This is a genomic window from Dactylosporangium sp. NPDC049140 (genome assembly GCF_040648435.1).
Genome location: NZ_JBEZDS010000001.1, coordinates 214,057 through 229,486 on the forward strand (window position 1 = coordinate 214,057; position 15,430 = coordinate 229,486).

Annotated in this window: 12 protein-coding genes; 3 read left to right on the plus strand and 9 right to left on the minus strand. The window is 71.8% G+C overall.

Annotation, left to right across the window (positions count from 1 at the left end; genetic code table 11):
* Positions 1–14 precede the first annotated feature (14 nt).
* Positions 15–1,097 (minus strand): 23S rRNA (guanosine(2251)-2'-O)-methyltransferase RlmB, encoded by a 1,083-nt coding sequence (gene rlmB / locus AB0B76_RS00930; protein WP_360367220.1) that lies wholly within the window; start codon positions 1,095–1,097, stop codon positions 15–17.
* 4 nt (positions 1,098–1,101) lie between these two features.
* Positions 1,102–2,508 (minus strand): cysteine--tRNA ligase, encoded by a 1,407-nt coding sequence (cysS, locus tag AB0B76_RS00935; RefSeq protein ID WP_360367223.1) that lies wholly within the window; start codon positions 2,506–2,508, stop codon positions 1,102–1,104.
* A gap of 67 nt (positions 2,509–2,575) precedes the next feature.
* On the opposite strand from cysS, the gene AB0B76_RS00940 reads away from it, so the two are divergent.
* The gene (locus AB0B76_RS00940; RefSeq protein ID WP_360367226.1) at positions 2,576–3,208 is read left to right on the plus strand and encodes a helix-turn-helix domain-containing protein; all 633 of its coding nucleotides are present in this window, start codon (positions 2,576–2,578) and stop codon (positions 3,206–3,208) included.
* A gap of 6 nt (positions 3,209–3,214) precedes the next feature.
* On the opposite strand, the gene AB0B76_RS00945 is transcribed toward AB0B76_RS00940, so the two are convergent.
* Positions 3,215–3,928, minus strand: a complete 714-nt coding sequence (locus AB0B76_RS00945) for an NUDIX domain-containing protein (RefSeq protein WP_360367229.1) — start codon at positions 3,926–3,928, stop codon at positions 3,215–3,217.
* A gap of 119 nt (positions 3,929–4,047) precedes the next feature.
* On the opposite strand from AB0B76_RS00945, the gene AB0B76_RS00950 reads away from it, so the two are divergent.
* Together AB0B76_RS00950 and AB0B76_RS00955 are read left to right on the plus strand one after the other, a co-directional pair.
* Positions 4,048–5,769: a hypothetical protein gene (locus tag AB0B76_RS00950; protein ID WP_360367232.1), complete on the plus strand. Its 1,722-nt coding sequence runs from the start codon at positions 4,048–4,050 to the stop codon at positions 5,767–5,769.
* Positions 5,770–5,779: 10 nt separating this feature from the next.
* A complete protein-coding gene (locus AB0B76_RS00955) occupies positions 5,780–6,676 on the plus strand; it encodes a 5'-methylthioadenosine/S-adenosylhomocysteine nucleosidase (protein WP_360367235.1) in 897 nt (298 codons plus the stop codon).
* Positions 6,677–6,721: 45 nt separating this feature from the next.
* On the opposite strand, the gene AB0B76_RS00960 is transcribed toward AB0B76_RS00955, so the two are convergent.
* The 6 genes from AB0B76_RS00960 to AB0B76_RS00985 all read right to left on the minus strand — a co-directional run bounded on the left by AB0B76_RS00960 (position 6,722) and on the right by AB0B76_RS00985 (position 15,332).
* On the minus strand, positions 6,722–8,107 hold the full coding sequence (locus tag AB0B76_RS00960; protein ID WP_360367238.1) for a class II fumarate hydratase: 1,386 nt from the start codon (positions 8,105–8,107) through the stop codon (positions 6,722–6,724).
* 11 nt (positions 8,108–8,118) lie between these two features.
* Complete coding sequence (locus AB0B76_RS00965) at positions 8,119–11,013, minus strand: BTAD domain-containing putative transcriptional regulator (RefSeq protein WP_360367241.1); 2,895 nt, start codon at positions 11,011–11,013, stop codon at positions 8,119–8,121.
* Between the two features lie 531 nt (positions 11,014–11,544).
* Positions 11,545–12,633 (minus strand): HAMP domain-containing sensor histidine kinase, encoded by a 1,089-nt coding sequence (locus tag AB0B76_RS00970; protein WP_360367244.1) that lies wholly within the window; start codon positions 12,631–12,633, stop codon positions 11,545–11,547.
* A gap of 10 nt (positions 12,634–12,643) precedes the next feature.
* A complete protein-coding gene (locus tag AB0B76_RS00975) occupies positions 12,644–13,327 on the minus strand; it encodes a response regulator transcription factor (RefSeq protein ID WP_360367247.1) in 684 nt (227 codons plus the stop codon).
* 9 nt (positions 13,328–13,336) lie between these two features.
* Positions 13,337–14,029: a VanZ family protein gene (locus AB0B76_RS00980; protein WP_360367250.1), complete on the minus strand. Its 693-nt coding sequence runs from the start codon at positions 14,027–14,029 to the stop codon at positions 13,337–13,339.
* A gap of 67 nt (positions 14,030–14,096) precedes the next feature.
* On the minus strand, positions 14,097–15,332 hold the full coding sequence (locus tag AB0B76_RS00985) for a serine hydrolase domain-containing protein (protein ID WP_360367253.1): 1,236 nt from the start codon (positions 15,330–15,332) through the stop codon (positions 14,097–14,099).
* Between the last annotated feature and the right edge of the window lie 98 nt (positions 15,333–15,430).

A 15,430-nucleotide genomic window follows, 5' to 3' on the forward strand; every position in this document is an offset into this window, starting at 1 on the left:
GCGGGGGTAAAGATCTACAGTCGGCGACGACGGCTGACTTCGGCAAGCGTTACGGCTGCCGCGACCGATGCGTTCAGCGACTCCACATCGGTCACCATCGGGATGCCGACGCGCAGGTCGCAGGTCTGCCCCACGAGCCGCGACAGGCCGCGGCCCTCGGAGCCGACGACCACGACCAGCGGGCCGACCGCGGCCTCCAGCGAGTACAGCTCCGTCTCCCCGTCCGCGTCGAGCCCGGCGACGACGAAGCCCTCCTCCTGGCACTGCTTCAAGGCCCGCGTCAGGTTCGTGACCTGGGAGACCTTGACCCGCGCGGCCGCGCCGGCGCTGGTGCGCCAGGCGGTCGCGGTGATCGCGGCCGAGCGCCGCTCGGTGAGGAAGACGCCGTCGGCGCCGAACGCGGCCGCGGAACGGATGATCGCGCCGAGGTTGCGCGGGTCGGTGATGCCGTCGAGCGCGATGAGCAGCGGCGGCGCCGACTCGAGCGAGGCGGCCAGGAGGTCGTGGAACGGCTCGTACGCGTACGGCGGGACCTGCAGGCCGAGGCCCTGGTGCAGCACCCCGCCGGTCATGCGGTCGAGCTCGTTGCGCGTGACCTCGAGGATCGCGACGCCCCGCTCGGCCGCGCTGCGCACGGCCTCCTTGACGCGCTCATCCATGTCGATGCCGAGCGCGACATACAGCGCCGTGGCCGGCACGTGGGTGCGCAGCGCCTCGACGACGGGGTTGCGCCCGACGAGCAGCTCCGGGCCGTCCTTGGGCGCGACCGACTTCCGCCCGGGCGACACCCTCGTCTTGGCGATCGCCGAGCCTTTGACGCCGAACGGCCCCTTGCCGGCCGTCCGCTTCGTCCCCGGCTGGCCGATCTTGGGCGCGCGGCCTTCGGTCGCGGCCGCCCGGCGCTCCTTGTCCTGCTTCCACGCGGTCTTCGAGGGCAGCGGCTCGTCGCCGGAGTACCCCTTGTGCCACGGACGTTCGTCCGCGGGCAGGGTGCGGCCACGCCCGGCGAGAGACTGCCGGTTCTTGCCGCCGGAGCCCTTCACGGCGCCCTTTTTCGAGACGACCCGCTTGCCGCGGCGTTCGGAGTTTCCTGGCATGTGTTCAGTGCTCCAACGTCCATCGTGGACCGGCCGTGGTGTCTTCCACCACGACGCCGGCGGTCTTGAGCTGGTCGCGCACCGCGTCCGCGGCGGCCCAGTCCTTACGCGTGCGGGCCGCGGCGCGCTGCTCCAGCGCGAGCGCGACCAGGGAGTCCACGACCTTTGTCAGGTCGCCGGCATCGGTGGAGCGCCACTGCGGGTGCAGTGGGTCAACCCCAAGGACATCAAGCATCGCTCGTACTTGCTGAAGCGCCGCGGCGATCTGCGGCCCATCGCCCGCGGTGAGCGCCGCGTTGGCGCCGTGCACGGCATCGTGCACGACCGCGAGCGCCCGCGAGGTGTTGAGATCGTCGTCCATCGCCTCGGCGAACTCGCTCGGCACGGTGCCGAGCTCGCCCGCGCCGACCTGCTCGGCGGCGCGCAGCACGAAGTTCTCGAGCCGGCGGTAGGCCACCGCCGACTCCGCCAGCGCCTCCGGCGTGTAGTCGATGACCGAACGGTAGTGCGGGGCAAGCAGGTAGTACCGCACCTCGACCGGGCGCAGACCCGACTCCACCAGGGAGTCGAGGGACACCACGTTGCCGAGCGACTTGGCCATCTTGGTCCCGCCGAGGTTCAGCAGCGCGTGGTGCACCCAGTAGCGGGCGAACCCGTGCCCGGCCGCCTTCGACTGCGCGATCTCGTTCTCGTGGTGCGGGAACTGCAGGTCGAGCCCGCCGCCGTGGATGTCGAACTCGGTGCCGAGGTAGCGCCAGCACATGGCCGAGCACTCGATGTGCCACCCGGGCCGGCCGGGCCCCCAGGGCGAGGGCCAGTTGGCGTCCGCGGGCTCCTCGGCCTTCTGCCCCTTCCACAGCGCGAAGTCGAGCGGGTCGCGCTTGGCCCGCGCGGGCCCGTCCTGCGCCGCCTCCATGGCGTCGGGCCGCTGCCCCGACAGCGCACCGTAGTCCTTGTAGGAGCGCACGTCGAAGTAGACGTCGCCGGACCCGTCGACCGCCTCGTACGCGTGCCCGTCCGCGATCAGCTGCTTGATCAGCTCGTGCATCTCCGGCACGTGCCCGGTCGCCCGCGGCTCGTACGTCGGCGGCAGCACCCCGAGCCGCTCGTAGGTCGCGGCGAGGATGCGCTCGTTGGCGTAGGCGATGGACCAGAAGGGCCGCCCGGCCTCGACCGCCTTGACCAGAATCTTGTCGTCGATGTCGGTGATGTTGCGGATGAACGTGACGTCATAGCCGGACACGAGGAACCATCGACGCAGAACGTCATAGTTGACCCCGGACCGCAGGTGCCCGATGTGCGGGCCCGCCTGCACCGTGAGCCCACACAGGTAGATGCCGACCTGCCCGGGCGTCAACGGGACGAAGTCCCGGACCGATCGGCTGGCGGTGTCGTACAGGCGTAGGGTCACACGTCCAAGGGTAACCGCCGGGCGTGATCATCCTTGCGCCCGCCGTCGGCCTTATACCCTGAGCCCCGTGGCTACCGAGACGGCGCAGACCCTGGACCGCGGCCTGCGCCTGCTCCACCTCGTCGCCGACAGCCCCGCCGGCCTGACCATGACGGAGGCCGCGACCGCCCTGGGCGTGGGCCGTGCGGTGGTGTACCGCCTGGCCGCGACCCTGACCGAGCACGGCATGGTCCGCCGCGACCGGGCCGGCCGCCTCCGCCTGGGCGCCGGCCTGCTCCACCTGGCCCGCCGCGCCCAGCCCCTGGTCGCCGACGCCGCCCTCCCCGCATTGCGCCGCCTGGCCGAAACGGTCGGCGCGACCGCCCACCTGACGATCGCCGACGGCGGCGAGGCCTACGCCCTGGCCGTGGTCGAGCCCAGCTGGACCCAGTTCCACGTGGCATACCGCACCGGGTCACGCCACGCCCTGGACCAGGGCGCCGCGGGCAAGGCCATCCTGGCCGGCCGCCGCGGCGACTACGCGGCGGTGACGACAATGGGCGAACTGCAACAGGGCGCCCACGGCGTGGCCGCGGCCATCCCGGGCGTGGAGGGCCTGGAGGCGAGCGTGGGGGTGGTCGCCCTGACCAACCTGGACCCGGCAACGGTACCGACGGAAGTAATCACCGCCGCGACGGCGATCGCGCGAGCCCTCTCCTAGGGGTGGTCAAGTTCCGGACGACCGCCCGGGCCGCAGCATCGGCGGCTGCAGGATGGTCGCCGGGCCGCGGCGGTAGAGCTTGGCCGGGCGACCGGCAGGTAATGACTGCAGTTCGCCGGTCTCCTCGATGAAACCCTCGATCTTCGTCACCTTCCGGTAGAAGTTCGGCGCATCGACCCGCACGCCCCAAACCGCCTCGTACACCCGGCGCAGCTCCGAGATGGTGAACGCGGCCCCGCAGAACGATGCGGCGATGGGCATGGACTCGAGCTTCGCGCGGGCGCGGTCGAGGCCATCCCGCAGTATGGCCGCATGGTCAAAGGCCAGCGAGCGGTCGACCTTGTCCCCTAAAACGGGCACCCACATCGCCCGCGCGGCGTCCGTCCCGGCGACCGGCGTCGGGAGGTTGGGCGCGATGGCGAGGTAGGCGACGGACGCGATGGCCCCGCGGGGGTCGCGGCCCTCGCGGGCATAACACCGCAGTTGCTCCAGATGGAGATCGCGCCCCTCAAGGCCGGTCTCCTCCTCGAGCTCGCGAGTTGCGGTGGCGTCGAGGTCCTCCGGCAGCCGGACGAATCCGCCGGGCAGGGCGGCCCGCCCCAGGAACGGCTCCTTCCCCCGCTCGACCAGCAGCACCTGCAGCCGCTCGTCCCGCATCGTGAAGATGACCAGGTCAACCGCGAGGCGGAACAGGGTGGGCGGCCGAACCGACTCAATCACGTGACCCTCCGACCGACGAGGCATTGACGTTGGTGTATGAAGCGCCTACGCTCCGCATCGAGCTAGTTATTGTCGATTCGACAATAACACTCGCCAGTCGCACTGCGAAGGAGCGGATCGTGAACGCCCTCATGACCACCGGCGCGCGTGACATACCGCGCCCGCGGACCACAGAGACCAGGCGCAACCTTCCCCGGCTCAACGCCGCAACCCGTCATCTATGCGCCGGCGTGTACCTCGATGCGGCGTTCCGCGACCGGATCCTGCGCGATGTCTTCAACGACAACAAGCGGCGCCCTGCGCCCGCGTACGGCTTCGACCCCATCCCGGTCCTGCACCACGCCTGGCGATCCTGGTGCCTCGACCTGTTTCAGCACTTGGTCATCAGCACCACGATGATCACGATCGTGGTCTGGCGGCCGCTCATCGCCGTTTTCGTCGGGAGCCTGACGCTGGTCTGGTGGAGCGGGCGCCAGTTCAGCGGGCTGCTCCGAGCGCGCTGGCGCTACTTGCTGGACCGGTCCGGACGGATGTACGGCGCCGACCTCCACCGGCATTCGCGGTTCATCGCCCGCATTCTCGCCGTCGGCCTGCTGTTCCTGGGCGCCACGATCGCCATCCTCGCGACAAGTCACCACACCGGCCGATGGCTGGTCCAGGGCAACATCATCGAGGCGTCGGCCGCCATTCTGACGCCCCTGCTGGCCAACGCCGCTATCGCGGCCGCACGCCAGCTCATGCTGGACGCCGTCTTCGAAGAGACGGCGCGGGATCCCGCCGCCCGGTTGCAACCGCGGCTGGAGGTGCTCGACGCCTACCGGGCCCACGCGTACACCATCTACGGCGGCTACCGCCCGTTCATCGGCAGTGGTCGGCGTGTCCGGGCATGGTCGTTCGTCCAGCGGCTGGTGCCACCCGAGAAGGTCCTGGCCAAACTCGGCCACGACACCGACCGGTACACGGAGTATCGGACGCCGCCGTTCCGCACTGGCCAGCTCGTGGAGTACCTGCACGAGCAAATCCAGGCCTTGCGCGAGGAGTCCGATCCGGAGGTCCGTCTGCCGGGTCTGCGCGTGGCGGACCACGTGTTCATCGAGGGCACCGCGGCGCCCCGGTTCGTGCCCGCGTTCGCCAGTGACGAGGCGACCGCGACCGCGCATGTGATGGCGAACCCGACCGACGCGGCCCGGCATTACCTCGCGTGCCACATCGAGTCGTGGGAGGGCGAGGTGTTTACGAGCGTGTTCGTCCACGTTTCGCTCCAGGGGCGCACGCTGTACCTGGAGTTCTCCACCTACGCGCTGACCCCGACGTGCCGAGCGTTCCACGTCATCGACTCCATCGGCGAGACTGGCCGCGCCGCACGGCTGCGGGCCGCATTGTCGAGCGTGAAGCGCACGCCACAGCTCCTGTTCGCCCCGGCCAAGATGGTCGCCGCCCTCCGGGTGCTGCTGGGCTCCATCCGATCGTCACGCGATCTCACGCTGGAGGCGCGGCGCGGCGTGAACATCGGTGCCCGGTTCAGCCCGCGCGAGGAGGCGGTATGGCGACCGGAGCAGCGCAACGAGGATCCCGACGAGCGCGCCGACGATGCGCCGGACATCGACTATTTCCAGCTCGGCGACATCAACAAGCACTCCCAGATCATCGAGCGGCGACTCCTGGCCACTGTGGCCGACTTCCTGCAGACCAACAACGTCGACACCTCGGAGTTCTGGCAGCGAGCAACGACCATCCTCAACAACGGCGTCATCTCCACCGGCTCCAACAACACGATCGTCAACGGCTCGACCGTCGGCGCCGGCGCCACCTTCACCAACAGCGGCTCCCCGCAGAATTAGGAGACTCCGGATGCAAAACGACGGCGTGATCAGCACCGGCGACCACAACCAGATCTTTAACAAATCCACGATCGGTCCGGATGCCACCGTGCGCGGCGCTTACGGACCGAACCCGGCCACGGCCGACCGCCGCCCTGGCCGCTGGCAGATCGGCGTCATCACCGTGATCCCGGCCGAGACCAGGGCCCTGCATGGTCTGCTCGACCGCGCTGGGCCACCCCGGGAGGAGACCCACAACGGACGTCGCTTCCGCGAAGCCCGGCTCGTGGCCGGCGACTCGCCGGTCGCGGTAGTGGCGACCCAGGCCCTTGGACCGGGGCAACGCCCGGCCGGCGCCGCTTACCAGCACCTCCGAGCCCGATACGCGCCGCCGGTCATCGTGCTCGTCGGCATCGCCGGAGGTATCCACCCCGACGTCGGACTCGGTGACGTCGTGATCGGCTCTCGGATCGTGTACTACGACTCCCGGCGCGAGGACCCGGGCGAGACCCGGTTCCGGGGCGAATCGCATGACGTGCCCCCAGCCGTGCAGCACTCGATCAACGCGTTCTTCACCCGGCACGGCGAACCGGCGATCCTGCGCACCCGCTCGGGGCGGCGCGGTGAAACGTTCCGGGTGCTGCCGGGCCCGATCGGCTCAGGTGAGGCGGTCATCCGTGACGACGACAGCCCTGCCCGGCAGTGGTTGCGCCGATACAACGACAAGACCCTCGCCACGGAGACCGAGGGTGCGGCCCTCGCCCACGCCTTCCATGAGGACCGTGACGCCGACGTGCCGCCCCGGGGCTGGCTCGTCATCCGGGGAGTCTCCGATCACGCCGACGTCGCGAAGAACGACCTGCATCACGACGCGGCATCCCGCAACGCCGTGCAGACGTTCCACGCCCTGCTGCCGTACCTCACCTGAGAATCGGCTTCGCCGAATTGAGCTGCTCGCCGGGCCGGACGGTTCCTAGCGCGAGCCGGTCATGCCGAGTAGGTCGAGGGCCTCGTCGAGTTGCTGCTCCGTCAAGGTGCCGCGCTCGACGTGGCCCCGGTCCAGCACCACCTCGCGGATGGTCTTGCCCGAGGCCAAGGCCTGCTTGGCGATCGCCGCGGCCTCCTCGTAGCCGAGGTGGCGGTTCAGCGGCGTCACGATCGACGGGGAGCCCGCCGCGTACGCCTCCAAGACGGAAGGGTTCGCCTTCAGGTCCGTAATGCAGCGCTCCTCGAACAAGCGTGCCACGTTCGTCAGCAGGCGGATCGACTCCAGCAGGTTGCGCGCGATCACCGGCAGCATCACGTTGAGCTCGAAGTCGCCCTGGGTGCCCGCGAACGCCACCGCGGCGTCGTTGCCGATCACCTGGGCCACGACCTGGCGGATCGCCTCCGGGATTACCGGGTTCACCTTGCCGGGCATGATCGACGAGCCCGGCTGCAGGTCGGGGATCGCCAGTTCGCGCAGGCCCGCGCGCGGGCCCGAGCCCATCCAGCGGATGTCGTTCGCGATCTTGTACAGGCCCACGGCGATGGTGCGGATCACGCCCGATGCCTCCACGAGGGAGTCGCGGGCGCCCTGGGCCTCGAAGTGGTTGCGCGCCTCGGTGAGGGGCAGGGACGTCGTCTCCGAGAGGAGGGCTACGGCCCGGGAGGCGAAGCCCGGCGGGGTGTTCAGACCCGTGCCGACCGCCGTCCCGCCCAGCGGCAGCTCGGACACGCGCGGGATTACCGCGGCGATGCGGTCCACGCCGTAGGAGATCTGCGCGGCGTACCCCGAGAACTCCTGGCCCAGCGTGACCGGCGTCGCGTCCATGAGGTGGGTGCGGCCCGCCTTCACGAGCGGGGCGAACTCGGCGGCCTTGCGCGAGAGGGCGGCGGCCAGGGACGTCAGCGCGGGCGAGAGCGTGTGCGCCAGCTCGCCGGCCACGGCGATGTGCATCGCCGACGGGAAGACGTCGTTCGACGACTGCGACGCGTTGACGTGGTCGTTCGGGTGGACCGGCTTGTCGAGCGCGCTCGAGGCGAGCGTGGCGACGACCTCGTTCACGTTCATGTTCGACGACGTGCCGGAGCCGGTCTGGAAGACGTCGATCGGGAACTGGTCGGCGTGCTCGCCGTCCGCGATCGTGCGGGCCGCATCGGCGATGGCGTCGGCGACATCGGGGTCGATCACGCCCAGGGAGCCGTTCACCGCCGCGGCCGCCGCCTTGATCGCGGCGAGCGCGCGGATCAGGGGCGGCTCGAGACGTACACCGGAAATCGGGAAATTCTCGACCGCCCGCTGGGTCTGAGCGCGCCAGAGGGCCGACGCTGGGACGCGGACCTCGCCCATGGTGTCGTGCTCGATGCGGTACTCCATGGATCCATCTTTCAGCGGGAGAGCGCGAAAAGGTCCTGTGCGCCGAGTGATGTGAACAGCGCAACAGCCTCCTCGGCGCGGTCCAGGCCGTGCAGCGCCCGCGCCTGCTCGTAGCGGTCGCCGATGCGCGAGGCCTTCGCGAAGGCCTCCTTGTTGAGCCAGTCGGCCTCCTGGGCCAGGCCGCGGGCGCGCAGGGTCAGGGCGAGGTCGTTCGCGGCCAGGCACTGGCCGGACACGTCCGCGACCCGCTCCATCTGGTCGCGCGCCGCGCGCTGGCACGTCTCGGCGTCGGCCAGGCGGCCCGCGAGGCGGTACGCGGTGCCCAGCTTGCTCAGCGTCTCCGCTGCCCCGTACTGGTTCACCGAGTCCCTCTTCAGCGCCAGCGCCCGCTGCAGCAGGGCGGTGGCGACGGTCAGGTGGCCGAGGTGGAGGTGCACCAGCCCGAGCTCGCCGAGGCTTATCGCGAACGGCCGGATGCCCCCGATGCGGCGCGCGACGGCGAGGGCTCGCCGGTTCGCGGCCAGGGCCTGCGGGTAGTTGCCGGCCTGGGTGTGCACGAGCGCGACCGTGCTGTGCAGCTTGAACTCGAGGCTCGGCGGCATCTCGGGCAGGCGGACCTGGGCGGCGGCCTCGGCGGACGCGATCGCCTCCGGGTACTGCCCGAGCCGGCTGTGCAGCATCGCGAGGTTGGTGAGCGCGGTGCCGACCAGGCGGGGCAGGTCCTCGCGCTCGGCGATGCGGATGACGGTCTGCAGGGTGGTGAGGGCGTCGGTGAGGCGGCCCATCCGGAAGTACACGGCGGCGAGGTAGTTGCGCGACTCGGCCTCCAGCTCGCCGTCGGGCAGCGCCACCGCGGCCTCGATCGCGCGCTCGTAGAGGTCGAGCTGGTGCTCGCCGAAGCCGAAGCCGAACAGGAACGGCGACACCGCGCGGGTCAGCATGCACGTGTGCCGGTGGTGCCCGGACTCGGCGGCGAGGCGGCTGACGCTGAGCACGTTGGGCAGCTCGCGCTCCAGCCAGCGGCGCGCCTCGGGCGGGGTCGCGAAGTCGAGCGCGGTCGGCGGCGGCGTCTCGAGGCGCAGCAGCGACCGGGCGTCGGAGAGCTCCATGAACTTCGTCGCGCTGACCACGCTGTACAGATAGTGGTCGAGCAGCCGCGCCACCGCCCCGGTGTTGTCGCACGCGAGTTCGGCCGCGAAGTCGCGCAGCAGGTCGTGGAGCCGGTAGCGGCCGGCCGCCGGCGCCTCCACGAGGTGCACGTCGACCAGGTCTTCGAGCAGATCCTCGGCCTCCCGCACGGGCAGGCCGGCCAGCGCGGCGGCCGCGGCGGGCTCGAAGTCGCCCGAGGGGTGAAGACCCAGAACCCCGAAAAGCCGCCGCAACGGTACCGTCAGATGCTGGTACGACAGCGTGAAGGCGGCCGCGACCGTCCTTCCGTCGACCGCGAGCTCCGGCAGCCGCCGGTTCGCGGTGCGCAGGCGCAGGGCCAGGTCGGCCACGCTCCAGCCGGGCCGGTGCTGCAGCCGGGCCCCGGCCAGCCGGACCGCCAGCGGCAGCCGCCCGCACAGCTCGGCGACCTCGACGGTGCTCGCGGGGTCCGCGTACGCCCGCTCGCCCGCGGTCCGCCGCAGCAGCTCGACGGCGTCCTCGATCGGCAGCACGTCCAGCGACACCGTCAGTGCCCCGTCGAGGCCGGCCAGGCGGCGCCGGCTCGTGATGACGACGCCGGTGTGCGCGGTGCCGGGGAGCATCGGCAGCACCTGGGCCGTGTCCAGCGCGTTGTCGAGCAGCACCAGGACCTGGCGGTCGGCGAGCTCGGTGCGCCAGAGCACCGCGCGGTCGTCCAGCCCCGGCGGTACCCGCTCGGCGTGCACCCCGAGCTGCCGCAGCAGGGCCCCGAGCGCCTCGCCCGGGTCGAGCGGCGCCCGGTCGCTGTGGCCGCGCAGGTCGAGGTACAGCTGCCCGTCGGGGTAGCGCTCGCTCGCCGCGTGCGCGACCCGCACCGCGAGCGAGGTCTTGCCCATGCCGGCCATGCCGTCGATCGCGATCACCTCGGGCCGCTCGTCGCGCAGCGCCCCGACGAGCCGCTGCACCAGCTCGGCCCGGCCGGCGAAGTCGGCAACGTCGCGGGGCAGGCAGCGGGCGGCTCGGCGGCCGAGCGTGCGCGGCGCCTGCGGCAGCAGCAGGGTGGCGTCGCCGTTGAGGATGCGCCGGTGCAGGTCGGACAGCTCGGCGCCCGGCTCGATGCCCAGCTCCTCGGCCAGCAGCGCCCGCCCGCGCCGGAACACGGCGAGCGCGTCGGCGCGCCGGCCGGAGCGGGCCAGCGCGGTCATGAGGTGGCCGCGGAACTGCTCGTGGTGCGGGTACCGCTCGACCAGGTCGGCGACCTCGGCCAGCACCTCCTCGGGCAGGTCCAGCTGCAGCTCCAGGTCGAGGCAGAGCGCCATGGCGGCGGTCCACTGCTCCTCGAGGTGCGCGGCCGCGGCCCGCACCACGTCGGAGTCGACGTCGGTGAGCGGCCGGCCCCGCCACAGCGCGAGCGCGGCCCGCAGGTCGTCGCGGCCGGCGGCGAGGTCCCCGTCCGCGGCGGCGGCCCGGCCCCGCTCGACCAGGGAGGCGAACAGGGCGGCGTCGAGGTCCTCCGGGCCGACCTTGATCCGGTACCCGGACGGCTCCGTCACCACCAGGTCCTCGGGCAGCCCGGCCTTGCGCAGCAGCTGCCGCAGCCGGGAGACGCAGCTGTGCACCTGGGCGCGGGCGGTCAACGGCGGGCTGGTGTCCCAGAGCGCGGTGATGACCTGTTGTACCGGTACGAGCTGCCCCTCCCGCAGGAGCAGCAGCGCCAGCAGCACCCGCTCCCGCGGCGCCGCGACCGTGATCTCGGCGGCCGGGGTGCGGATCTGCACCGGGCCGAGAATCGAAAATCGGGTCGAATCGCGCATCATCACCCTCTGTGCGGCCGCCGCCTCCCCTCGAAGCTGCACTGGAAACTTGATGGTAGTCAGATGAGAGCGTCGAAAGAGCAGGGGCGGCGACCCTTTTCATTGGAGCGCTTGTGCGTGCCGAAATGCGCCCAGTGCGGATGCCTTACTCAGTCAAGGCACCCGCGTTACTCTGGGCGAACGGGGATATTTCGGTCCGAGCTGGCGAAACATTTGATGCGGGGCCGCGCCCGACGCCGTGTGTGGCCCCCAAATCCCTTTGGGTCACGGCGTATTGGGTGGCGACTGTACGGACTTATCGCCTGACGGGGTATTACACCGAATATGGGCGTTTTCCCGACGGGCGCCGGTTCCGCTTCGGCATTTCGTTGCCGCGGCGGGCGTTGGGCGTCGGCAACGTCTGCGCGGCGAGGGACGCCGGGCGTTGGCGGCGTTTTACCCCGGTTGGGCCGGGCATCTGCGGCGTCGAGGGGGTGCCGCAGGTGCCGCACGTTTTTAAGGCGTGCGCGGGAGCCGGACGGTGACGAGAAGACCGCCGGCGCGGCCGGGTACGAGGTCGAGGGTCCCGTTGTGGGCCCGGACGATGCTGTGCACGATGGCCAGCCCGAGGCCGACCCCGGCGTGCTCGTCGGTGCGTGTGCGCTCCGTACCCCGCTGGAAGGGCTCGGTCAGCGCCGGTATGAGCTCCGGAGCGAGCCGGCGACCCGTGTTCTCGACCCGCAGCACGCTCACGTTCCCCCGCTCCTCGGTGTGGACCGTCACCGTGCCGCCCGCGGGGAGGTTGTGGACGACGGCGTTCTGGACGAGGTTCGTCACCACCCGCAGCAGCAGCTCCGGGGAGCCGCTCGTCCGGGCCGCCCCGCCGGTGACGTCGAGGGAGATCCGGCGCTGCTCGGCGAGGGGGAGCAGCGTCTCGGCGGCCTCCTCGGCGACGAGGGAGAGGTCGACGCTCTCGCGCGTGAAGTTGCCGCGCTCGCCCCGGCTCAGCAGCAGGAGGGCCTCGGTCAGGTCGATCGCCCGGCGGTTGACCACGTCCAGGCGCTCGATGAGCTCGCCCCGGTCCCGCGTGGGGTCCTGGCGTGCGACGTCCAGGAGCGTCCGCGAGATCGCCAGCGGCGTACGCAGCTCGTGCGAGGCGTTCGCGGCGAACCGCTGCTGCTCGGCGACGTTCGCCTCGAGCCGCGCCAGCATCGCGTCGAACGCGTCGGAGAGCTCGCGGAACTCGTCCTGGCGCCCCTCCATGCGAATCCGGTGGGACAGCGATCCGTCCGCGGCCACGCGGGTGGCGTTGGTGATTTGGGTCAGCGGCGCGAGCATCCGGCCGGCCAGAACCCACCCGCCCAGCAGGCCGAAGTTCAGCAGGAAGATCAGCACTGCGGCCGCCCTCGGGCCGAAGGCGCGCAGCAGGTCGGAGCGGTTCGGCACGAACATCGCGGGGACGGAGAACGGCCCGGCCTCCTGGGAGCTGGTGGTCGACTCGGGCACGTACCGCAGCAGGAACACCCACACGGTGACGAGCAGCAGGCCCCCGGCCAGCATGACGAACCCGGCATAGCTGAGGGTCAGCTTGAGGCGGACGCTCAAGCCGGGCGGCCTAGCCACGGTCCTCGCCCTCGCGTCCGGTGTCTATGCGGTAGCCGACGCCCGGCACGGTGGCGATGAGCCACGGCTCGCCGAGCCGTTTGCGCAGCGCCGAGACGGTGATGCGCACCGCGTTGGTGAGCGGGTCGGCGTTCTCGTCCCAGGCCCGCTCCAGCAGCTCCTCGGCGCTGACGACCCCACCCTCGGCGGCGACGAGGACCTCCAGCACGGCGAACTGCTTGCGGGTGAGCCCGACGTAGCGGCCGTCGCGGAAGACCTCCCGGCGGAACGGGTCGAGCCGCAGGCCCGCGATCTCGCGGACCGGGGGCCGGGCGTAGGTGCGGCGGCGGTCGAGCGCCCGCAGCCGCAGGACGAGCTCCCGCAGCTCGAACGGCTTGGTGAGGTAGTCGTCGGCGCCGAGCTCGAAGCCGGAGGCCTTGTCGTCGATCCGGTCGGCCGCGGTGAGCATGAGGATCGGGATGCCGCTGCCGGAGGCGACGATGCGCCGGGCGACCTCGTCGCCGGATGGGCCGGGGATGTCCCGGTCGAGGACCGCGAGGTCGTACGAGTTGACGCTGAGCAGCTCCAGGGCGGTGTCGCCGTCGCCGGCGATGTCGGCCGCGATCGCCTCCAGCCGCAGGCCGTCCCGGACGGCCTCGGCCAGGTACGGCTCGTCCTCAACGATCAGTACCCGCATGTCGGAACCCTATAGCCGGACCCGCGCGGCATCCGGCCGTTGCGCCACGAGGGGAGGCCGGTCCGCCGGCACCTCCGCCCGGCGGCGCCACCAGGGCCGCGACGCCAGCCCGGCCAGCGCGGCCCCGGCCGCGTTGACCAGGACGTCGTCCACCGAGGACACCCGGTCCAGCCGCAGGACGTACTGGGCGATCTCGATCAGGGCCGAGCCGCCCACCCCGAGCGCCAGGACCCGCGGCAGGGACGCCAGCGCCGCGAACCGCATCGGGGCGAAGAACCCCAGCGCCGCGAGGATCAGCAGGTTGCCGCCGATGCCGATCGGGCCCATCGTCTCGAGATCCCGCAGTGGTACCAGGCTCACCCGGCCCGCCACCATGCCGGCCCCCGGGCCCGGCATGGTGGTGATCCAGACGAACGGCACCGTCCCGTAGACCATGCCCACCTCGGCCAGCGACGCCCGCCCGGCGTCCGGAGCGCCGACGGCCTGCCGGTGGACGGCCAGGACCCACGCCGCCAGCGCGGCGAACGGCAGCCCGGCCAGCGTCATGAACATCACGCCGTTCTCCGTGTCGAAGCAGCCGTGCCACCGCCCGGCCAGGCACGCCGGGGCGGACATCGCGAGCGGCCGCCGCACCACGTACACGGCGGCCGCGAGACCGATGATCGCCAGGCTCAGGAGCACGATTCTTCGCAAACGGTTCATGCTCTGATCCAAGCCGGAGGGCCGTTGCCCGGGCGTATGCGGTTTTGCATACGCCCGCGATACACCCTCAGCCACCACCCCCGTCGCCGGGCGCGGCCCCGGTGACGGCCTGCGTCTCCCGCCCGATCATCTCCGCCAGCGGCACGCCCTCGCGGTTGCTGAGGATGACACCGACCCAGCCGGTGTCCGGGTAGACGCTCCAGTTGGCGCCGACACCGGGGTTGCCACCGGCGCGCTGGAACGTCCACTGGCCGCCGGCGATCTCGGCCACGACCCCGTACGCCCCGAACGAGGCCGGCCCGTGGGGCAGCTTGGGCGCGGTGAGCACGTCGGCCCAGGGCCGGTCCAGCACCGGGCCGCCGCCGAGCGCCTGCGCGAACCGGACCAGGTCGGGCGCGGTGGCGAAGCCGCCGTCCCCCGGGGCGTCGATGAAGGCGCGGCCCGGGTTCTTGCCGAGGATCCACGGGTCCGGGCTGCCCTGGTCCAGGTTGCGCACTGCGTCCACTTCGCGGCCGTCGGCAAGCGTCATGTACGGGTGCGCGAGGTGCGGGTCGGTCAGCCACTGCGGCCGCGTGTAGAACGCCGAGCGGGTCATGCCGCAGCGCCGGAAGATGTTCTCCTGGACGTAGTCCCAGTACGTCCGGCCGGCCACGGCCTCCACGATCAGCGCGGGAATCGTTATCTCGGCCTCCTGGTGGGTGGTGGTGGGCACGCCCGGCACGCCGACCGCCTTCGCCATCCGGGCCCGCTGCTCGTAGTACCGGTGCACCTCGTCCCGGCTCCGGAAGATGCGCTGCACGTCCTCGGGCGGGCTGTCGAGCCCGGACGTACCGGAGAGCAGGTGGTGGATGCTCACCCGGTCGGCGATGTCCGGGGCGAAGCCGGCCAGGTGCTGCCCGACCGTGTCCGTCAGCCGCAGCCGGCCCTGCTGCGCCAGCTGCAGGATGGCCACCGCGAGGAACGGCTTGCCCGCCGAGCTGAGGCTGAACGCGATGCCCTCGCCGTTGGGGACCCCCTGCTCCTCATCGGCGTGACCGTAGCTGCGGGACAGCACCGTCCGGCCCCGGTGCGACAACAGCACCACGCCGGAGAACCTGCCCGCGGCGGCCAACTGCGCCACGTAACGGTCGTAGGCCCCGCCGGGCCGGGTGTCGGGCGGGATCCGGTCGCTCCGGTCCGAGTCGGCGTGGCCGATCCCGGCGTTCACCAGCGGCACCCCGGCCGCCACCACGCCGGCGGTGGCCAGCCCGCCCCATCTGAACAGCCGCCGCCGGTCGATGCCATGTGCCGAACCCGAGCCCATGATCACGGTCCTCCCGCTGGAGACGAACCCGGCGCGGACATACGCCGTGGTTGATGCCTCCACTGAAGCCGCGGAACCGTTGCGGCGGCGTATGCGAA